Genomic DNA, 20,912 nt, shown 5'->3' with positions numbered 1-20,912 from the left:
TTAACCCTCGGCTGCGACCCGGAATGCATTATCCAGATCGGCAATTAAATCTTCGTGATCTTCAATACCGACAGAAACCCGCAGCAGCGTATCGGAAATGCCCGCTGCCGCGCGTGCTTCTGCCGACATCCCCGCGTGCGTCATGGTGGCGGTATGGGAGATCAGACTCTCTACTCCGCCCAGCGATTCCGCCAGCGTAAATAGCTGCAGTGCTTTCAGGAAGCGACGCAGCAGCGCCTCATCACCGTCGACCTCGAAACTCAGCATCGCGCCAAAGCCGCGCTGCTGACGTACGGCATGTTCGTGTCCGGCGTTTTCCGGCAGCGAAGGATGATACAACTTTTTCACCAGTTTCTGCTGCTTCAGATACTCTACAATCGCGAGTGCGTTGCGTTGTGCGGCTGCAATCCGCGGTGAAAGCGTACGAATCCCGCGCAGCAGCAGATAACTGTCAAACGCTGCACCGGTCACACCAATGTTATTTGCCCACCAGGCCAGGTCGGTAGCGAGTTGCGGATCTTTGGCGATGACCGCGCCCGCCACGACATCGGAGTGGCCATTGAGGTATTTGGTACAGGAGTGGATCACCAGGTCCGCACCCAGCGCCAGAGGATTCTGCAGCGCCGGACTCATAAAGGTGTTGTCCACCACGCTGATGGCACCCGCAGCACGCGCAGCGGCGCAAATCGCGCTGATATCTACCACGCGCAGCAGCGGATTGCTGGGGCTTTCAATCAGCACCAGTTTTGGGTTTTCATCCAGAGCGGCCTGCAGCGCTACCGGATCACCCTGATCGACAAATTTCACCCGATAGGCGCCGCGCTTGCTCAGGCTGTCAAACAGCCGATAGCTGCCGCCATAACAGTCATGTGGCGCGACCAGCAGATCGCCAGGCTTCAGAAACACCGTCGTGACCAGGTGAATCGCCGACATCCCGGTATTGGTTAATACCGCGCCCGCTCCCCCCTTCCAGTTCTGCCAGCGTACGCTGTACGACATCACGAGTGGGGTTGCCACGACGGGAGTAGTCATGCGCACGAGGCTCATTGAAATCCAGGAAGTTATAGGTGGTAGAGAGGTGGATTGGCGGGACAACGCAGCCATATTGCTCGTCATCATTCAAACCGCTGCGCACTGCGATGGTTGCCGGTTTACGCGTCATGAGCGAATTGTTCCTGAAGAGTGAATAAAATGTAGGCCACAGGATATCACCCTCTAATTAGACGTCAATACATCTGGACATCTAAATGTCTTTGCGTATAGATTGAGCAAAACCGCAATAACCGCTAAAATTATGCGTCATCGCCTGGCGTTCCCCTCTGTGAGACAGAGGCAGTGAGCGAATAAAACCCGCCATATCAGGGGTCAGGCAGGAAAAAATCAGGCATAATCCGCTGATTTCCTAACATTTAACGTTTATTAATTAAGGTAACCCATGGCTGAATGGAACGGCGAATATATCAGCCCGTACGCTGAGCACGGTAAGAAGAGCGAGCAGGTCAAGAAGATCACAGTATCTATCCCATTGAGCGTGCTGAAGATTTTAACGGATGAGCGTACCCGTCGTCAGGTGAACAACCTGCGTCACGCCACCAACAGCGAGCTGCTTTGCGAAGCCTTTTTTACATGCCTTTACGGGCCAACCGCTGCCGGATGACGTCGACCTGCGCAAAGAGCGTAGTGATGAGATTCCGGAAGAAGCAAAAGCAATCATGCGCCAGATGGGTGTCGATCCGGATACCTGGGAGTATTGATCTTTCAGCCATAAAAAAAACCCAGCCGAAGCTGGGTTTTTTCTTGCCGCCGAACCCGCAGGTTCAGGTGCCTTTTAATCTTATTTTTTAGCGCCTGGCACGCTGAAACGCTTGTTAAAGCGGTCAACACGGCCACCAGTTGCCACTTCACGCTGCTTACCGGTATAGAACGGGTGGCATTTGCCACAAACGTCCAGGTTCAGTTCGTGAGTCAGTGTTGAACGGGTGTGGATCTCGTTGCCGCAGGTACATTTGATAGTAACTGCTTCGTATTTCGGGTGAATACCTTGTTTCATGGGAAACCTCATTGAAGGCCGTGTCGCTCTCCGTGCCAGGCTTTAACCTGCACAGCACCACACGCGATTGAACATTATAGGGTGTACTCCGGCCAGATATTTCTCACCGAAGGCGGCATATTATACAGGTAAGTTTCGATTGCTGCAAATATCTGCTGAGATACCCGCCATCAGGGTCAGCGTGTACACTAGCTTCCCCGATCATTGAGCCGGAAAGAGAGAGTTATGTCCGTAGTCCAGGTCGCCCTGCCCGTCCCCTTGCCCCGCCTGTTTGATTATCTGCCGCCACAGGGCGCGCAGCCGGTCATTGGTGGTCGCGTGAGTGTGCCCTTTGGCAATCGCAGGATGATCGGGATTGTGGTCGCCTTTCGTGAGAGTAGCGATCTGCCGGAAGCACAACTCAAGCGCGTGATTGAGGTGCTGGATAGTGAATCCCTCTATCCAGCGTCGCTGTGGCGCATCCTTAACTGGGCCGCCAGCTATTATCATTCGCCGCAGGGAGAGGTACTGAGTCACGCTATTCCGGTACTGCTGCGTCAGGGCAAAGCGGCGCAGGACAATCCCTTATGGCGCTGGGAAATCACCGAGCAGGGTCGGGCGACTGCGCCAGAAAGTTTAAAGCGGGCACCGAAACAGCAGCAGGCGCTGGCTGCACTGCGGCAGCAACCGCTCTATCGTCATCAGGTCAGTGAACATGACCTCACGGATGCGACGCTGCAGGCGCTACGCGCCAAAGGGTTATGCGAACTGCATGAGCATCAGCCGCAGATGCACGACTGGCGTACCACTTATGCCGTAAAAGGCGAACGTCTGCGGCTGAATACCGATCAGGCGATGGCCGTGGGTGCGATTCGGGCAGATGATGAACATTATGCAGCCTGGCTGCTGGCGGGCATCACGGGTTCAGGCAAAACCGAGGTTTATCTCAGCGTGCTGGAAAATGTGCTGGCACGCGGTAAACAGGCGCTGGTGCTGGTACCGGAGATTGGCCTGACCCCGCAAACTATCGCCCGTTTTCGCGAACGTTTTGATGCGCCCATTGATGTGCTGCACTCCGCATTAAATGACAGTGAGCGGCTGGCGGTCTGGTTACGTGCGCGGCGCGGCGAAACGGCGATTGTGATTGGCACCCGATCGGCGCTGTTTACGCCACTGGCCCGTCCTGGCGTAATTATTATCGATGAAGAGCATGACAGCTCCTATAAACAGCAGGAAGGCTGGCGCTATCAGGCGCGCGATCTGGCCGTCTTCCGCGCACATGAAGAGGATATCCCGATTGTTATGGGATCGGCGACCCCCCGCTCTGGAGACACTGCACAATGTCCGCAGCGGCAAGTATCGCCAGCTCGACCTGACAAAACGCGCCGGCAATGCCAGACCGGCACTGCAACAGCTTATCGACTTAAAAGGTGTGCAGCTGATCGGCGGTCTGGCACCGGGCCTGATTGGTAAAATGCGCCAGCATCTGCAGGCCGATAATCAGGTGCTGCTGTTTCTTAACCGCCGCGGCTTTTCGCCCGCCCTGCTCTGTCATGATTGCGGCTGGATTGCTGAGTGTACCCGCTGTGACCGCTACTACACGCTGCATCAGCACCATCGCCAGCTACGCTGCCACCATTGCGACAGCCAGCGTCCGCTGCCTAATCAATGCCCGCAGTGTGGTTCAACCCATTTGCTGCCGGTAGGCGTCGGGACTGAGCAACTGGAGCAGCAGCTCGGCACACTTTTCCCTGGCGTGCCGGTGTCGCGAATCGATCGTGATACCACCAGCCGCAAAGGTGCGCTGGAGCAGCATCTGGCTGACGTTCATCGCGGCGGTGCACGAATCCTTGTCGGCACCCAGATGCTGGCCAAAGGCCACCACTTCCCCGATGTTACGCTGGTGTCGCTGCTGGATGTCGATGGTGCGCTGTTCTCAGCCGATTTTCGTGCGGCGGAACGCTTCGCTCAGCTCTACACCCAGGTCGCCGGTCGTGCTGGCCGTGCCGGCAAACAGGGCGAGGTGTTGCTGCAGACTCACCATCCGGAACATCCGCTGCTGCAGACGCTGTTGCACCAGGGCTATTCGGCGTTCGCCCAGCAGGCCTTACTGGAGCGACAGGCAGTCCATCTGCCGCCCTGGAGCCGCCATGCGCTGTTCCGCGCTGAAGATATGGATAACCAGCAGGCGGCGGAATTCCTGCAACAACTCCGTAATTTGCTGGAGGCAAGCCCGCTGAACGATAAGGCGATGTGGTTTATGGGTCCGTTGCCTGCACTGCAGCCAAAACGCAGTGGACGCTGGCGCTGGCAACTGCTGCTGCAGCATCCTTCCCGGCAGCGTCTGCAACAGTTGCTGAGCAGTTCGTTGCCGTTGGTTTCAACACTGCCCGCGGCGCGCAAAGTGAAATGGACGCTGGATATCGACCCTACCGAGAGCTGATTTAAGCTGACACTGCGAGCCAGATCGAAAAATGTCGCATAAGTCACAATTTTTATGCAAATTAAGTAACAACCAGCCGGGCAATCGTTAACAATGTTGCCCGGTTTGCCTTCAGGTCAGGCAGAAACAGAATTGAACGCGCCATAACGCGTCAGGAGCATGTGTTGGAGCAGAATCAACAACCGCCCGCCGCCACGATGAAAGATGTTGCGGAACATGCGGGCGTCTCAACCGCCACCGTATCGCGTGCGCTGATGAATCCGGAGAAGGTTTCTGCGGCCACCCGCCAGAAAGTCGAGCAGGCGGTTGCCGCCGTCGGCTACGCGGCACATGGCCCCACGCGCAACGCCCGTCGTAATGAGACGCGTACCATCCTGGTCATTGTCCCTGACATCTGCGATCCCTTCTTTAGTGAAATCATCCGAGGCGTTGAAGTTACGGCAGCCGAAGAGGGCTATCTGGTGCTGATTGGTGACTGCGCGCATCAGAATCAGCAGGAGAGAACTTTTCTCAACCTGATGGTGACGCGACAGATCGATGGCATGGTGCTGCTCGGCTCAAAGTTGCCTTTTGATGCCAGCATTGATGAGCAACGCAACTTGCCGCCTATGGTAATGGCGAATGAGTTTGCGCCGGAAATGTCACTGCCCACTGTCCACATCGATAACCTGACCGCCGCATTTGAAGCGGTAAATCATTTACTGCAGTTGGGTCACACACATATCGCCTGTATCGCCGGGCCGGAAGAGATGCCGCTCTGCCAGTATCGTTTGCAGGGGTATGTCCAGGCGATGCGTCGCAGCGGGCTGACGGTCGATCCTACCTATATTGTGCGCGGTGACTTCACATTTGAAGCGGGCGTTGCCGCCATGAATCAGCTGATGACCCTGCCGCAACCGCCGCGCGCGCTCTTCTGCCACAGCGATATTATGGCACTTGGGGCGATGAATCAGGCCCGGCGCTGCGGACTGCGGATACCGGAGGATCTCTCTGTGGTCGGATTCGATGACATTGAGCTATCACGTTACTGCGAGCCGCCGCTGACCACGGTCACGCAGCCACGTTACCAGATAGGCCGGGAAGCGATGCTTCTGCTGCTGGATGAGTTAAATGGCAAACGGGTCATCAGCGGATCGCGGCTGCTGGATGCCGGTTTAACCATTCGTGGCAGCACGGCGCGAGCAAAAAAGCGTGAAAAATAAGCGTATTTGTCTGATTTTTTCAGTAGATTCTTAAGGCGAACACTGCTGGTCAAAGTTCCGACCCTTAAGTAACATGGCGGACTCCTTGCCGGGCGCGTAAAAATCATCATTTCGCCCATCTGGCACTATTTTTGAAGGGTATAAGAACGAGAGTGGCACAAAAAGATTACGTAGGCCGCGGGCGTTCAACAGGGACGCGTCGCAAAAAAAAGCCCCAGCCGTGGCAAGAAGAGCAAAGGCGGTTCGGGAACATCTAAACTGATGATTGTACTGGCGGTCGCAGTGTTGGTGACCTTTGCCGGTGGTTTATGGTTCCTGGCGCATCACAAAAAAGAGGACGTGCCGGTCATTACGGATCATAAAGCCAACGGCAATGGCCTGCCGCCGAAGCCAGAAGAGCGCTGGAAATATATTAAAGAGCTGGAGAACCGTCAGGTCACTGTGCCGACACCTATCGAACCCTCTTCGGGTGGCGAAGTGAAGTCGCAGACACAGCTGACCGACGAGCAGCGGCAGTTGCTGGAGCAGATGCAGGCGGATATGCGTCAGCAGCCGACGCAGCTCAACGAAGTGCCGTGGAACGAACAGACGCCGGCGCAACGTCAGCAGACACTGCAGCATCAGCAGCAGTTGCAACAACTGCAACGTCAGCAGCAGCAGGTTCAGCAACAACAGCAGCAGCAACAGGTTCAGCAGCAACGTCAGCAGTTGCAGGCTCAGCAGCAACAGCAACGCCAGCAGCAGTTGCAGCAACAACAACAGCGCCAGCAACAGCAGCAATTACAACAACAGCAACGTCAGCAGCAGCAGCAGCAGCAGCAAAACGTACAGCGCCAGACGCAGCCAGCACCTGTTACGCGTGAACCGGAAGTGCAGCCAAAACCGCAGGAGACCGCGAAAGCGAAACCGGCGGAGAAAGCCTCTTCGCAGCGCTGGATGGTGCAGTGTGGTTCGTTTAAGGGCACTGACCAGGCTGAATCGGTGCGCGCAGGCTTAGCCTTTGAAGGATTTGAAAGCCGTATTACCACCGGTGGCGGCTGGAATCGTGTGGTTATCGGTCCTTATAAAGACCGCGCATCCGCTGACAGCACCCTGAAGCGCCTGCGCAGTTCCGGACACTCCAGCTGTATTCCGCTCTCCGTCGGGGGTTGAAACCCGTCAAACCCGCCCCATATCTGTTGCATGATACTCCGCGCCCGGTGCGCGGAGTCCTTTTCCGACTGCAACAAGGGGTCTGCCCGTGACAACAATAGTAAGTGTACGACGCAACGGCCAGGTAGTGATTGGCGGTGATGGCCAGGCTACGCTCGGCAATACCGTGATGAAAGGCAACGTTAAAAAAGTGCGTCGTTTATACAACGATAAAGTGATTGCCGGATTTGCTGGCGGCACCGCAGACGCCTTCACCCTGTTTGAACTTTTCGAACGTAAACTGGAAATGCATCAGGGCCATCTGGTGAAAGCTGCGGTGGAACTGGCTAAAGACTGGCGTACTGACCGTATGCTGCGTCGCCTTGAAGCCTTACTGGCCGTCGCGGATGAATCAGCTTCACTGATCATCAGCGGTAACGGTGACGTCATCCAGCCTGAAAACGATCTGATCGCCATCGGCTCCGGTGGGCCTTTCGCCCAGGCAGCGGCACGTGCGCTGCTGGAGAATACCGAGATGGGCGCACGCGACATCGTCGAAAAGTCGCTGAATATCGCGGGTGATATCTGCATCTACACTAACCACAACGTTAATTTCGAAGAATTAACGTCTAAGTCGTAAGGGTATAAATATGTCTGAGATGACTCCTCGCGAAATCGTCAGCGAACTGAACCGCTTTATCATCGGCCAGGAGAGCGCTAAGCGCGCCGTGGCTATTGCACTGCGTAACCGCTGGCGCCGCATGCAGCTCGACGAAGAGCTGCGCCATGAAGTGACCCCTAAAAATATCCTGATGATCGGTCCGACCGGTGTCGGTAAAACCGAGATCGCGCGTCGTCTGGCTAAGCTGGCCAATGCGCCGTTTATCAAAGTAGAGGCGACCAAATTTACCGAAGTCGGTTATGTCGGTAAGGAAGTGGACTCTATCATTCGTGACCTGACCGATTCGGCCATTAAGATGGTGCGCAGTCAGGCGATTGAAAAGAACAAATATCGTGCCGAAGAGATGGCGGAAGAGCGCATTCTTGATGTACTGATTCCACCAGCAAAAAACAACTGGGGCCAGTCAGAGCAGAGCGCTGAACCCTCTGCAGCACGCCAGTCGTTCCGCAAGAAGCTGCGCGAAGGCCAGCTGGACGATAAAGAGATTGAGATCGACCTGGCCGCCAGCAGCCCTGGCGTCGAAATCATGGCCCCTCCGGGCATGGAAGAGATGACCAGCCAGCTGCAGTCGATGTTCCAGAACCTCGGCGGCCAGAAGCAGAAAGCCCGCAAGCTGAAGATCAAAGAAGCGATGAAGCTGCTGATCGAAGAAGAAGCGGCCAAACTGGTTAACCCGGAAGAGCTTAAGCAGGACGCGATTGATGCCGTTGAGCAGCACGGTATCGTGTTTATCGATGAGATCGACAAAATCTGTAAGCGCGGCGGCCAGAATGCCGGCGGCCCGGATGTCTCACGCGAAGGCGTTCAGCGCGACCTGCTGCCGCTGGTGGAAGGCTGCACCGTCTCCACCAAGCATGGTATGGTGAAAACGGACCACATTCTGTTTATCGCCTCAGGCGCGTTCCAGGTTGCCAGCCCTTCCGATCTAATCCCGGAACTGCAGGGTCGTCTGCCCATCCGTGTTGAGCTGCAGGCGCTGACCGTGAACGATTTCCAGCGCATCCTGACCGAGCCGAATGCCTCGATTACCGTGCAGTACAAAGCCCTGATGAATACCGAGGGCGTGAACATTGAGTTCACCGAAGAGGGTATTCGCCGGATCGCTGAAGCCGCATGGCAGGTCAACGAAACCACCGAAAACATCGGTGCGCGCCGTCTGCATACTGTGCTGGAGCGTCTGATGGAAGATATTTCGTATGACGCCAGCGATCGTCATGGTGAATCCGTTACCATCGATGCTGATTATGTCGGTAAACATCTGGATGAACTGGTGGCTGACGAAGACCTTAGCCGCTTCATTCTCTGATCCACTGATTCAGCGCTTTTCAGAAGCCCAGCCCACCCGGCTGGGCTTTTTTTATGCATGTTCTTGATCGAACGATGCTTTTTTCATACTGATGATTTTGCCAACAATCTGCATATAGCGATATACTTACCCTTCCTGTGGCAAACAGACGAAACCCTTATGAAATACGATACATCTGAACTCTGCGATATCTACCATGAAGAAGTGAATGTTGTTGAACCGCTTTTTTCAAATTTTGGTGGGCGCACTTCATTCGGTGGTCAGATTACCACAGTGAAATGCTTTGAAGACAACGGCTTACTTTACGATCTGCTGGAAGAGAATGGCCGGGGTCGGGTACTGGTGATTGATGGCGGCGGCTCAGTGCGCCGTGCACTGGTGGATGCGCAGCTGGCACGTCTGGCGGCAACCAACGAGTGGGAAGGTCTGGTGATTTACGGTTCGGTACGCCAGGTTGATGAGCTGGAAGAGCTGGAGATTGGCATTCAGGCGATTGCCGCGATTCCGGCAGGCGCTGCGGGTGAAGGGATTGGCGAAAGCGATGTGCGCGTTAATTTCGGCGGCGTCACCTTCTTCTCCGGCGACCATCTCTATGCAGACAACACCGGTATCATTCTGTCAGAGGATGCGCTGGACCTCGAATAGGCCAGACATGAAAACGGGTGCCTGAGCACCCGTTTTTCACATCAGCTGAGGCTTCAAACCTCTTCCATTTTTCCCAGCAATGCACGCAGACGTTCCTGCCACACGTGTTGCTCTTCTTTCAGGTGCTGATTTTCACGCATCAGCGCATCGTGGTTGCCCGCGACTTGTTGCGCATCGTTACGCAGTGAGTTGTTCTGCTCTTTCAGCTCTTCGATTTCCATCTGCAACAGGGTGATGGTATCAATCGCCTGCTGTACTTTCGCTTCCAGTTTCTCAAACACTTCAAATGACATCTTTCTGACCTCTCCTAAATTCCTGCAAGGCGTTGATGATGCCAGCTTAAGCCAGCAACGTTGTCCCGATTGTATGTAGCCTCACCCCGCAAGTCCAGCAACGCGGCCGCTGCGGGCGTAGTCTGTAACACTTTTCAGCCAATCCCTGAATTTACGCTGCGCTGACTGCGACGGCTTTCTGGTACGGGTGCGTTATCCCCGTCATCTGGCGCGAATATTGGCTAAGGAAAGCCAGAATACGCGAAAACGCGCATTTTTATGACGCAGTACACAAAAAACGATTTCGCTATTTCTCGTTTATGTTCGTTAACGATAAATTCACACCAGCCCTACATTAAAGCTGGGTGCCTCATGGAATGAGAACAAAAACTGATAAAATTTAACCTCGCTTCAGGAACCACTATTATGAGTCAGACAACTAACACGCTCAAAGGTCAGTGTATTGCCGAATTTCTGGGGACAGGCTTGATTATTTTCTTTGGCGCAGGCTGTGTGGCTGCACTGAAACTCGCCGGTGCCGCCTTCGGTCAGTGGGAAATCTGCATCATCTGGGGTCTTGGCGTTTCCATGGCCGCCTACCTTACCGCAGGCATTTCGGGCGCGCACCTGAACCCGGCAATCACCGTTGCACTCTGCCTGTTTGCTAATTTTGAAGGACGTAAAGTTCTGCCTTATATCGTATCGCAGATTGCCGGTGCCTTTTGTGCCGCGGCGCTGGTATACGGTCTCTACTACAGCCTGTTTTTTGATTATGAGCAGAGCCACCAGATGGTGCGCGGCACGGTTGAAAGTCTCGACCTGGCAGGCATCTTCTCAACCTACCCTAATCCACATATCGGTGTCGGCCAGGCCTTCCTGGTTGAGATGGTCATCACTGCAGTATTAATGGCGGTCATTATGGGTCTGACGGATGACGGCAACGGCATTCCACGTGGCCCACTGGCTCCACTGCTGATTGGCCTGCTGGTTGCGGTTATCGGTGGCTCAATGGGTCCTCTGACCGGCTTCGCCCTTAACCCGGCTCGTGATTTCGGACCGAAGATCTTCGCATGGCTGGCAGGCTGGGGTAACGTTGCCTTTACCGGTGGTCGTGACATCCCTTACTTCCTCGTGCCGATTTTTGGCCCGCTGGTCGGTGCCTGCCTGGGTGCAGTAGGTTATCGCACACTGATTGGTCGCTACCTGCCAGGTACCGCCCAGGAACCTGCAAGCGTTCCAGCAGACAAACCGGTTGCACGCGCTCAGCAGCGTAAAGCGTAAGTTTCACCTTTTATCATCAGGACAGAATTTATGACTACCACAGATAAAAAATATATTGTCGCGCTCGATCAGGGCACAACCAGCTCCCGCGCCGTCATTCTCGACCACGACTCTAATATCGTCGCGGTATCGCAGCGCGAATTCACCCAGATCTACCCGAAAGCGGGCTGGGTTGAACATGATCCAATGGATATCTGGGCTTCACAAAGCTCAACGCTGGTTGAAGTGCTGGCCCATGCCGACATCCGCTCTGATGAGATTGCGGCAATTGGTATCACCAACCAGCGCGAAACCGCTATCGTCTGGGAAAAAGAGACCGGTAAGCCGATCTACAACGCCATCGTCTGGCAGGATCCCCGCACCGCCGACTACTGTCACAAACTGAAGAAAGAGGGTCTGGAAGAGTATATCCAACACACCACCGGTCTGGTGATTAACCCTTACTTCTCCGGAACCAAAGTGAAGTGGATCCTGGATCACGTTGAAGGCTCTCGTGAGCGTGCAAAACGTGGCGAGCTGCTGTTTGGTACCGTCGATACCTGGCTGGTCTGGAAAATGACCCAGGGCCGGGTGCATATCACCGACTATACCAACGCCTCCCGTACCATGATGTTTAACATCCATAAGCTGGAGTGGGATCAGCGTATGCTGGATATCCTGGATATCCCGCGTGAAATGCTGCCAGAAGTGAAGTCCTCTTCTGAAGTCTATGGTCAGACCAACATCGGTGGTAAAGGCGGTACACGTATTCCAATCGCCGGTATTGCCGGTGACCAGCAGGCTGCGCTGTATGGCCAGCTCTGTGTTCAGCCTGGCATGGCGAAAAACACCTACGGCACCGGCTGCTTTATGCTGATGAACACCGGTACTGAAGCGGTAACCTCGACGCACGGCCTGCTGACCACTATCGCCTGTGGCCCGCGCGGTGAAGTGAACTATGCACTGGAAGGGGCTGTGTTTATCGGTGGCGCCTCTATTCAGTGGCTGCGCGATGAGATGAAGCTGATCAGTGAAGCTGCTGACTCTGAATACTTTGCGATGAAAGTGAAAGACACCAACGGCGTTTACATGGTGCCTGCTTTCACCGGCCTGGGCGCTCCTTACTGGGACCCGTATGCCCGTGGTGCTATCTTCGGCCTGACCCGTGGTGCTAATGCTAACCACATCATCCGTGCGACGCTGGAGTCTATCGCTTATCAGACGCGCGACGTGCTGGAAGCGATGCAGAACGATGCCAACACCCGCCTGCAGGCGCTGCGTGTCGATGGTGGCGCGGTTTCCAACAACTTCCTGATGCAGTTCCAGTCTGACATCCTCGGCACCCGTGTTGAGCGTCCGGAAGTGCGTGAAGTCACCGCGCTGGGTTCTGCTTATCTGGCAGGTCTGGCTGTCGGCTTCTGGCAGGATCTGGATGAAGTCCGCTCTAAAGCAGTTATTGAGCGTGAATTCCGTCCAAGCCTGGAAACCACCGAGCGTAACTTCCGTTATGCTGGCTGGAAAAAAGCTGTAGCCCGCGCCCAGGCGTGGGAAGAACAAGAGTAATATCAATGCCCGCGACCCTTGCTGTCGCGGGCCTTTTTCCCCGCTCCACTGCCCCGCTGTGTTACACTGCCTGCCTGTTTTTTGTCAGGTAGATGCCATGAAACGAGAACTTGCCATTGAATTTTCCCGCGTAACCGAAGCTGCCGCCCTGGCAGGCTATCACTGGTTAGGACGCGGCGACAAAAATGCGGCTGACGGCGCGGCTGTCCATGCCATGCGTCATGTCCTGAACTCCATTGAAATCGACGGTCAGATTGTGATCGGTGAAGGCGAAATCGACGAAGCTCCGATGCTCTATATCGGTGAAAAAGTCGGTACCGGCCGCGGCGATGCGGTCGACATTGCGGTCGATCCGATTGAAGGCACCCGCATGACGGCGCTTGGCCAGGCTAATGCGCTGGCGGTGATGGCTGTAGGCGATAAGGGCAGCTTTCTGCACGCACCCGACATGTACATGGAGAAGCTGATTGTTGGCCCCGCAGCGCGTGGAGAGATCGATCTCGACCTGCCGCTGGAAACCAACCTGCGTAACATCGCCATCGCGATGAATAAGCCGCTATCACAGCTAACCGTATCGATTCTGGCAAAGCCACGTCATGACGCAGTGATCAGTCAGTTGCAGCAACTGGGCGTGCGGGTGTTTACCTTCCCGGATGGCGATGTCGCCGCCTCCATTCTGACCTGCATGCCGGACAGCGAAGTGGATGTGATGTATGGCATCGGCGGCGCACCGGAAGGCGTGGTCTCTGCGGCGGTGATCCGCGCGCTGGATGGGGATATGCAGGGCCGGTTACTGGCGCGTCACCACGTGAAAGGCGACAGCGCGGAAAACCGTCTGCTGGGTGAGCAGGAGCTGCAGCGCTGTGCAGAGATGGGGATTGAAGCGGGCAAAAAGCTGACGCTGAACGAGATGGCTCGCAATGACAATGTGGTGTTTGCCGCCACCGGCATTACCAGTGGCGAACTACTGAAAGGCATTACGCGTCAGGGCAATATCGCCACCAGCGAGACCCTGCTGATTCGCGGTAAATCACGCACCATCCGCCGTATTCAGTCGATTCACTATCTCGACCGTAAAGATCCGGCGCTCCATCCCTTTATCCTGTAACCGGCTGGTTGCCGCGCTCCGGCTGACGTGAGAGCGGCAACCAGCAGAGCAGCATCACCAGCGCCGTGAAGAACATCAGCATGCCAAGGCTGAACTGATCGCGCTGCGGCATCATGGCTGACAGCCACGCCACCAGGCCCGATCCCAGGTTCTGCATCCCGCCAATCAGCGCGCCCGCGCTACCCGCCAGCCAGGCATAAGGTTCCATCGCGCCTGAAGTCGCCAGCGGGAACAGCATGCCAGCCCCAAAGAAGAACAGCGCAGCCGGAACCAGCAGCGTCCAGATATTCATCACGCCGAACCATGCCGGGATCCACATCAGGATGCCCGCCAGCAGGCAGCTATTTACGCCCCACCACATCAGACTGTGCCATGAACCCTGCTCGCGACCGGCAAACCAGGCACCAAAAAACGCTGCCGGAATCGGCAGGATGAACAGGATGCTGACGGTCAGGCTATGCAGGCCGAGCACGCCGCCCAGCAGAACGCCACAGCTCGACTCAAATACCGCAATCCCGGCCAGCGCGCCAATCAGCAGCACAATGTAGCGAACGAAATTCGCGTCGCTGAGCAGGCGGGCGTAGCGTTTAAAGAAAGGGGTCACTTCCGCGCTCTGCGGTCGGGTCTCCGGTAGCCAGCGTGCCATTGAGACGGTTACCGCCAGACAAAGCAGCAGCAGAAAGGCAAAGCAGGCGTGCCAGCCAAAGAGCTGCGTCAGCAGTGCACCAATCACCGGCGCCAGCAGCGGGCTGACCAGAATGCCCATATTAAGCAGGCTGTTAGCGCGGCGCAGTGCGTGCCCCTCGTAGAGATCGCGCGGCATGGTGCGGGCCATCACGCCAGCTACGCCGGTGCCCAGTCCCTGAACAGCGCTGCCGAACACCAGCATATCGAGCGACGTCGCCATCAGTGCCGTAATTGCGCCGATCATAAAGATCATCATGCCCGCCAGGATCACCGGACGACGACCGATGCTGTCTGACAGCGGGCCATAGATCAGCTGGGATCCGCCATAGGTCATCAGATAGGCCGCCATCACACGCTGCAGCGCGCCATCCCGCACATTCAGAGCATCCGCCATCACCGACATCGCCGGGACGTAGATAGTCTGTGCCATCTGCCCTACTGCCACCAGCACAATGAGCATCACCAGCAGCGGGCGATTTTCGAGTTTAGTCATCATGATTATGCAAAATTTCTTTCTGTGAAAAGAGGTTAAAACAGCGGTTCACCCGCCAGTCATCTTGTTATGGCGGGCAAAATATCAGGATTAGATGACAAAGCGAGAGGTAAGCGAAAAGGTCCCGGCTTGCGCCTGTCAAGTTTATGGGCCAGCCTGTAAAGACAAAGTAACAGTTTGTCGATTAGAGCCTTTGCCCCGGCGCAGGCTGGCAATCTCACCGGGCAGCCGCGAAAATAGTGACCTGCCTGAATAATCAACAACCAGGGAGTGATTATGGCTGAGTGGGTCAATGCTGAAGTAAAGGAAGTGAAAAACTGGACGGATGCGCTGTTCAGTCTCCGGGTAAAAGCGCCCATCGATCCCTTTATCGCCGGGCAATTTGCCAAGCTGGCACTGGAAATCGACGGTGAGCGGGTACAGCGCGCTTACTCTTACGTCAATGCGCCGAAAGATGATCTGCTGGAGTTCTACCTGGTCACCGTGCCAGAGGGCAAACTGAGTCCGCATCTGCAGGCACTTCGGCCTGGCGATCAGGTGATGGTCACCAAAGAAGCGGCAGGATTCTTTGTGCTGGATGAAGTCCCTGAGTGCAAAACCTTATGGATGCTGGCAACCGGCACCGCTATTGGCCCCTACCTGTCGATGCTACAGCAGGGCGAAGGGCTGGATCGCTTTGAAAACATCGTGCTGGTCCATGCTGCCCGCTATGCGGCCGACCTGAGCTTTTTGCCGCTGATGCAGCAGCTGCAACAACATTATCAAGGCAAGCTGCACATCCAGACGGTGGTGAGTCGCGAAGAGATCGCCGGTTCGCTGACTGGCCGGGTCCCGGCGTTGATCGAAAACGGTGAGCTGGAGCGCGCCACCGGGTTAAGCCTGGATGCCGACAGCAGCCATGTGATGCTGTGCGGCAACCCGCAGATGGTGCGTGATACCCAGCAATTACTGAAAGAGACGCGCGAGATGCGCAAGCACCTGAAGCGTAAGCCGGGCCATATCACCAGCGAACATTACTGGTGAGCCGTTTGCCGGTATCTCACCGGTTGAGTCGCGGTACCAAACCGGTTAGCGCCGGGGGTACCGCGAAAGAGACCGAGATCGAGCAGCAGGCCAGCCAGTAACACAAACGGAATGGCGCGACCCAACAGCCAGGGCAGTATGCCGTCCAGCATGCTCCAGTTCCCTGCCACCAGCAGCCAGGCAACAATCACCAGAAATCCCCAGTAGCCACGGCGATTACGATCGTGCAACCGTTTAACGATAACCGCGCTGGCGGGCCACAGCAGGCAGACCACGCCAAAGGCCGCCATCTGAGTATCAAGCCAGTCGTTAGCCGCTAACGCGAATAACAGGGTTGTTGTCAGCAACCAGACCGCCTGCCAGATCCAGAAATCACGTCGTCCCAGCCGGCCGCGCCAGGAAAAACACCATTGTTGTAACGTCATGCATTATCATCCAGAGAGAAGAGAACCGCTGCGGTTTTGACCTCGCGGATAAAAACCGTTTTAATTTGCGCCTGAGTTTACGGGTTAGGATCGACAAAATGAAGAATTTGCCTGGCGCACTGCTGTTATCGTTTGCGCTGACGGTTCCGGTCTTTGCCGCCGATCCGCCACCGCAGGAACGGACCGATGCGTTGCCCACCGCCCCCCTATCTGCTGGCGGGCGCCCCCACCTTTGATATGACTATCGGCCAGTTCCGCGAAAAGTATAATCAGGCCAACGGGGCGCTGATGCTGCCGGAATATCGCGCCATTGATAATCGGGGCGACAAAAGCACCCTGACGCGCGCCGCCAGCAAAATCAACGAGACCCTCTATGCGTCTACCGCGCTGGAGCCCGGTACCGGCAAAATTAAGACGCTGCAGATTACCTGGCTACCGTTGCCAGGTCCGGATCAGAACGCCTCACAGCAAAAAGCGCTGGCCTACATGACCGCCATGTTGCGCTTCTTTGTACCGGGACTGAGCGCCGATGAGGGACGTAAAAAGCTGGAGGGTTTGCTGAAGCAAGGTAAGGATTTACCCTACTTTGCGCAGGTCGAGGGCGCGTTGCGTTTTGTGGTGGCTGACAACGGCGACAAGGGGCTGACCTTCGCCGTTGAGCCGGTCAAACTGGCGCTCGCCAGCCCCTGATGATGAGGCCGAAAATGACGAAAAGCAAAGCCATCGCTACATTTGATCTCTATACTGTCTGGCAGACAACGCTGCCAGCTGGCAGCGATTTTTCATGTATCGCTTTATGCGGAGGATAGAATGCGACATCCACTGGTTATGGGTAACTGGAAGTTGAATGGCAGCAAGCAGATCACAGCTGAACTGATCGCCGGTCTGCGCAAGGAACTGTCTGGCGTTGAGGGTTGTGGCGTCGCCATTGCACCGCCAGCTCTCTATCTCGAGCAGGCAAAACACGCCATCTCCGGTAGCCACATCGCACTGGGTGCGCAGAACGTAGACGTTAACCTGTCTGGTGCGTTTACCGGTGAAGTTTCCGCAGAGATGCTGAAAGATATCGGCGCGAAATATATCATTATCGGTCACTCAGAGCGCCGCACTTACCACAAAGAGAGCGACGAATTCATCGCGAAGAAATACGCGGTGCTGAAGTCAGTGGGCCTGGTACCGGTGCTGTGCATTGGTGAAACCGAAGCGGAAAACGAAGCGGGTAAAACCGAAGAAGTCTGCGCTCGTCAGCTGGATGCCGTTCTGGAAACTCAGGGCGCCGAAGCGTTTAAAGATGCGGTCATCGCGTATGAGCCAGTCTGGGCCATCGGTACCGGCAAATCTGCCACCCCTGCTCAGGCTCAGGCCGTTCACAAATTCATTCGTGACCATATCGCGAAGAAAGATGCGGCTATCGCAGAACAGGTCATCATTCAGTACGGCGGCTCAGTTAACGATAAAAATGCGGCTGAGCTTTTCACCCAGCCTGACATCGATGGCGCGCTGGTTGGCGGTGCCTCACTGAAAGCGGACGCTTTCGCTGTGATCGTTAAAGCTGCAGCGGCTGCAAAAAGCGCCTAAGCAGTAAACGTACCGATTAAAGGCGGCTTAAGCCGCCTTTTTTATGGGCGCTATCAGCTGACAGGCGTGATCCTGTACCTCCTCCGCCGAACCGCTGTTCAGCAGCAGCCAGTTTCGCTCTATCGCCATCAGCACCAGTCGTCCATCACTTAATTCAGCCAGTGCCAGCCCATATTTCCCCATCTCGCTGCGCGCCTCTGGCCGCTCATTGGCCAGTCGGATAAACGCACTCTGCCGGGTCAGCTCGTCCGGGGTCAATGCACGCAGCCAGTAGCGGTGCTTACGCAGCGTGATGCTCTGCCACCGCCCGCTAAGCTGCGGCGTCAGCTGATCAAGCTGCTGACGCACATCGGGTCGCAGGCAGGAGATATGAATATGGAGCTGATTCTGCGTGCGGCCATACTGTGAATTGATAGCCAGTGACAGAACCCGATCATCAATAGGTGAGCCGCGTCGCTGCGCAAGCAGAGTCCGCTCATCCCATGCAAGGGCAAAGTAGTTGGGCGTAGCGGATTGCAGTAACCGCGGGCTTTCGATGCCGGTGATCCTGTCGAGCGGGATCAGCAGATACTGCAACGGCCCGTGCATATCTTTCAGCATGGCATAGCGATGCCGCTGATCGACGCGCTGACAGGGCGCAGGTTCTCCACCACTCTGCTGGTGAGGCAGACATTTCTCGCTGACGATCTGCCACAACGCATCACTGTTCTTTTTGAAATGCAGTGCGGCAGCCAGCACCCCCCGCAATGACCAGTACCAGCAGAACCGCAACCAGGCGGGTTGCACGACGATGTGTCGGCATAACAACGCTTCCTGAATGGCTTAGCAGCCTGCATCCTCGCCTGGCGAGAAAAAAATGTCACGGGGAATTCTGGCAGATAACCCAGCGGCTGGGCGGAGAAGGAGAAAAGGCGTGGTTGTGGAGGATAAGCGGTCAGCGCAGGGATGCGCTGACCGCAGCGCATTACGGTTTCATGACCTGGTCATAGCTGCCGCCATCGGCGAAGTGGGCTTTCTGAGCCTGTGTCCAGCCACCAAACTTGTCCTGAATGGTAAACAGCTTCACTGGCGCAAAGGTGCTGGCGAATTTCTTCGCGACTTCAGCATCACGCGGACGGTAGTAGTTCTGTGCAGCGATAGTCTGGCCTTCTGGCGAGTAGAGGTATTTCAGATAAGCGTCGGCGACTTTACGCGTCCCCTTTTCTTCTACCACTTTATCGACCACCGACACGGTCGGTTCCGCCAGAATCGATTCGCTCGGAGTGACAATCTCGAACTTGTCTTTGCCCAGCTTGTTAACCGCCAGATAGGCTTCGTTTTCCCAGGCGATCAGCACATCACCAATCCCGCGCTCAACGAAGGTGTTGGTTGCGCCGCGTGCGCCGGAATCCTGCACTTCAACGTTTTTAAACAGCGCTCTGACGTAAGCCAGCGCTTTAGCCTGATCGCCGTTGTTATGATCCAGCGCCCAGCCCCAGGCCGCCAGATAGTTCCAGCGTGCGCCGCCGGACGTTTTCGGGTTAGGGGTGATAACAGATACGCCTGGCTTCGTCAGGTCGCTCCAGTCATGGATGCCTTTAGGGTTATCTTTACGAACCAGGAAGACAATGGTCGAGGTGTAGGGCGCAGAGTTGTCCGGCAGACGCTGAATCCAGTTTTTATCAATACGACCGCGTTCTGCAATGGCATCAACATCTGATTGCAACGCCAGTGTGACCACATCCGCCCGAATGCCGTTAATCACGGAGGTCGCCTGCTTACCGGAACCGCCATGCGACTGACGGACCACGACATTATCGCCGGTTTCCTGTTTGTAGTGTGCACTGAACGCTTTATTGTACTGTTCGTACAGCTCACGGGTTGGATCGTAGGAAACGTTTAACAGCTGAATGTCTTTCGCCAGAACGCTGGTTGAGGCCAGCAACAGGGTAACGCCGATACTCCACTTGTTCATTACGCACTCTCCCAATGTCGTTATGGGCTAAGCGTGACATAAACCAATACAGAGCTAAAAGAATTAAAAATAAGCTGTTATAACCATGGGGAATATAGAGACGTGATGCCGGGGCGCGCCAGGTCGCACACCCCGAAGAGGAATTAATAGAGTTTTTTCGCGGTGTCGAGCCAGTCGCGTTTGAACGGACGCTTCATATTTTCAATGGCGTCGACGATGTCGTGATGCACCATCTTCTCGTTCTGAATACCGACGCAACGGCCGCCGTAACCCTGCATCAGCAGTTCAATGGAGTAGGCACCCATGCGTGAGGCCAGAATACGGTCATACGCACAAGGTGCACCGCCACGCTGAATGTGGCCCAGAACGGTAGAACGGGTTTCACGCTTGGTTTCTGTTTCGATGAAACGCGCCAGATCGTCGATATCGCAGATGTGCTCGGTAATCGCCACGATAGCGTGCTTTTTTACCTTTGGCGATGCCCGCTTTGATTTCCGCTACCAGCTCTTCACGGGTATACGGGAACTCCGGCAGTACGATGAACTCACAGCCACCCGCAATGGCGGCCGCCAGTGTCAGATCGCCACAGTAGCGACCCATCACTTCCACAATCGAAATACGCTGATGCGATGAAGAGGTATCACGCAGGCGGTCAATCGCTTCAACCACGGTTTCCAGTGCAGTGAAATAACCGATAGTGTAATCCGTTCCGGCAACGTCGTTATCGATGGTGCCTGGCAGACCAATGCACGGGAAGCCCATTTCAGTCAGGCGCTTAGCCCCCATGTAGGAACCGTCACCACCAATAACAACCAGCGCATCAATGCCGCGCTTTTTCATGTTCTCAATGGCAACCTGACGCACATCTTCATTACGGAATTCAGGGAAGCGTGCTGAGCCCAGGAAAGTGCCGCCGCGGTTAATCATGTCGGAAACGCTGTAGCGATCAAGATTGATCATGCGATCTTCGTACAATCCCAGGTAACCGTCATAGATCCCAAAAACTTCCAGTCCTTCACTCAGCGCGGAACGCACCACGCCACGAATAGCTGCGTTCATGCCTGGGGCGTCACCGCCGCTGGTTAATACACCAATTTTTTTGATCATGACA

14 protein-coding genes and 7 pseudogenes are annotated in these 20,912 nt (G+C 55.7%); 13 read left to right on the top strand and 8 right to left on the bottom strand.

The genetic code is table 11. The features are described 5' to 3' along the window. Positions 1-1,162, bottom strand: a pseudogene (gene metB, locus JNO11_RS00485) (cystathionine gamma-synthase). Positions 1,163-1,435: 273 nt separating this feature from the next. Between metB and metJ the strand changes: the two are divergent. Further along, positions 1,436-1,754: pseudogene (gene metJ / locus JNO11_RS00480) on the top strand (met regulon transcriptional regulator MetJ). 80 nt (positions 1,755-1,834) lie between these two features. Here metJ and rpmE read toward each other — a convergent pair. Next, positions 1,835-2,050 carry a 50S ribosomal protein L31 gene (gene rpmE / locus JNO11_RS00475; RefSeq protein ID WP_003851227.1) on the bottom strand — a complete coding sequence of 72 codons (216 nt, stop codon included), beginning with the start codon at positions 2,048-2,050 and terminating at the stop codon, positions 1,835-1,837. A 225-nt stretch (positions 2,051-2,275) separates the two neighbouring features. Between rpmE and priA the strand changes: the two are divergent. The 6 genes and pseudogenes from priA to rraA all read left to right on the top strand — a co-directional run bounded on the left by priA (position 2,276) and on the right by rraA (position 9,438). Further along, positions 2,276-4,472: pseudogene (gene priA / locus JNO11_RS00470) on the top strand (primosomal protein N'). Between the two features lie 164 nt (positions 4,473-4,636). Continuing rightward, on the top strand, positions 4,637-5,674 hold the full coding sequence (gene cytR / locus JNO11_RS00465) for a DNA-binding transcriptional regulator CytR (protein WP_010672069.1): 1,038 nt from the start codon (positions 4,637-4,639) through the stop codon (positions 5,672-5,674). Between the two features lie 152 nt (positions 5,675-5,826). Further along, a pseudogene (gene ftsN / locus JNO11_RS00460) lies at positions 5,827-6,826 on the top strand (cell division protein FtsN). An 88-nt stretch (positions 6,827-6,914) separates the two neighbouring features. Next, positions 6,915-7,445: an ATP-dependent protease subunit HslV gene (gene hslV, locus JNO11_RS00455; protein WP_010258174.1), complete on the top strand. Its 531-nt coding sequence runs from the start codon at positions 6,915-6,917 to the stop codon at positions 7,443-7,445. A gap of 10 nt (positions 7,446-7,455) precedes the next feature. Then, complete coding sequence (gene hslU, locus JNO11_RS00450) at positions 7,456-8,793, top strand: HslU--HslV peptidase ATPase subunit (protein ID WP_010258177.1); 1,338 nt, start codon at positions 7,456-7,458, stop codon at positions 8,791-8,793. Positions 8,794-8,952: 159 nt separating this feature from the next. Beyond that, a complete protein-coding gene (rraA, locus tag JNO11_RS00445) occupies positions 8,953-9,438 on the top strand; it encodes a ribonuclease E activity regulator RraA (RefSeq protein ID WP_009088032.1) in 486 nt (161 codons plus the stop codon). A gap of 53 nt (positions 9,439-9,491) precedes the next feature. On the opposite strand, the gene zapB is transcribed toward rraA, so the two are convergent. Further along, a complete protein-coding gene (zapB, locus tag JNO11_RS00440) occupies positions 9,492-9,731 on the bottom strand; it encodes a cell division protein ZapB (RefSeq protein ID WP_003851242.1) in 240 nt (79 codons plus the stop codon). A gap of 405 nt (positions 9,732-10,136) precedes the next feature. On the opposite strand from zapB, the gene JNO11_RS00435 reads away from it, so the two are divergent. From JNO11_RS00435 to glpX, 3 genes are all read left to right on the top strand, one after another. Next, positions 10,137-10,991 carry an MIP/aquaporin family protein gene (locus JNO11_RS00435; protein WP_010258182.1) on the top strand — a complete coding sequence of 285 codons (855 nt, stop codon included), beginning with the start codon at positions 10,137-10,139 and terminating at the stop codon, positions 10,989-10,991. A 30-nt stretch (positions 10,992-11,021) separates the two neighbouring features. Then, a complete protein-coding gene (glpK, locus tag JNO11_RS00430; RefSeq protein WP_010258184.1) occupies positions 11,022-12,533 on the top strand; it encodes a glycerol kinase GlpK in 1,512 nt (503 codons plus the stop codon). A 97-nt stretch (positions 12,534-12,630) separates the two neighbouring features. Further along, on the top strand, positions 12,631-13,641 hold the full coding sequence (gene glpX, locus JNO11_RS00425) for a class II fructose-bisphosphatase (protein ID WP_022624919.1): 1,011 nt from the start codon (positions 12,631-12,633) through the stop codon (positions 13,639-13,641). On the opposite strand, the gene emrD is transcribed toward glpX, so the two are convergent. Further along, positions 13,631-14,824 carry a multidrug efflux MFS transporter EmrD gene (gene emrD / locus JNO11_RS00420; protein WP_022624918.1) on the bottom strand — a complete coding sequence of 398 codons (1,194 nt, stop codon included), beginning with the start codon at positions 14,822-14,824 and terminating at the stop codon, positions 13,631-13,633. The genes glpX and emrD overlap by 11 nt on opposite strands. Positions 14,825-15,097: 273 nt before the next feature. On the opposite strand from emrD, the gene fpr reads away from it, so the two are divergent. Continuing rightward, on the top strand, positions 15,098-15,844 hold the full coding sequence (gene fpr, locus JNO11_RS00415; protein ID WP_010258190.1) for a ferredoxin--NADP(+) reductase: 747 nt from the start codon (positions 15,098-15,100) through the stop codon (positions 15,842-15,844). Here the strand turns inward: fpr and JNO11_RS00410 are convergent. After that, positions 15,835-16,269 carry a DUF805 domain-containing protein gene (locus tag JNO11_RS00410; protein WP_010258192.1) on the bottom strand — a complete coding sequence of 145 codons (435 nt, stop codon included), beginning with the start codon at positions 16,267-16,269 and terminating at the stop codon, positions 15,835-15,837. The genes fpr and JNO11_RS00410 overlap by 10 nt on opposite strands. 98 nt (positions 16,270-16,367) lie before the next feature. On the opposite strand from JNO11_RS00410, the pseudogene JNO11_RS00405 reads away from it, so the two are divergent. Both JNO11_RS00405 and tpiA read left to right on the top strand, forming a co-directional pair. Continuing rightward, positions 16,368-16,959: pseudogene (locus JNO11_RS00405) on the top strand (DUF1454 family protein). Positions 16,960-17,079: 120 nt separating this feature from the next. Further along, the gene (tpiA, locus tag JNO11_RS00400) at positions 17,080-17,847 is read left to right on the top strand and encodes a triose-phosphate isomerase (RefSeq protein ID WP_010258199.1); all 768 of its coding nucleotides are present in this window, start codon (positions 17,080-17,082) and stop codon (positions 17,845-17,847) included. A 27-nt stretch (positions 17,848-17,874) separates the two neighbouring features. Here tpiA and JNO11_RS00395 read toward each other — a convergent pair. The 3 genes and pseudogenes from JNO11_RS00395 to pfkA form a co-directional block, all read right to left on the bottom strand. Further along, positions 17,875-18,649: pseudogene (locus JNO11_RS00395) on the bottom strand (CDP-diacylglycerol diphosphatase). Between the two features lie 162 nt (positions 18,650-18,811). Further along, entirely contained in the window at positions 18,812-19,801 is a 990-nt protein-coding gene (locus JNO11_RS00390) for a sulfate ABC transporter substrate-binding protein (protein WP_187493092.1), read from the bottom strand. 143 nt (positions 19,802-19,944) lie between these two features. Further along, positions 19,945-20,908 (bottom strand): annotated as a pseudogene (gene pfkA, locus JNO11_RS00385) (6-phosphofructokinase). Positions 20,909-20,912: the final 4 nt, after the last annotated feature.

This window comes from Pantoea sp. 1B4 (assembly GCF_016925765.1).
GTDB classification, from domain to species: Bacteria; Pseudomonadota; Gammaproteobacteria; order Enterobacterales; family Enterobacteriaceae; genus Pantoea; species Pantoea agglomerans.
The sequence above is the reverse complement of the archived record's forward strand: the minus strand, read 5'-3'. Positions and strand labels throughout refer to the sequence as shown.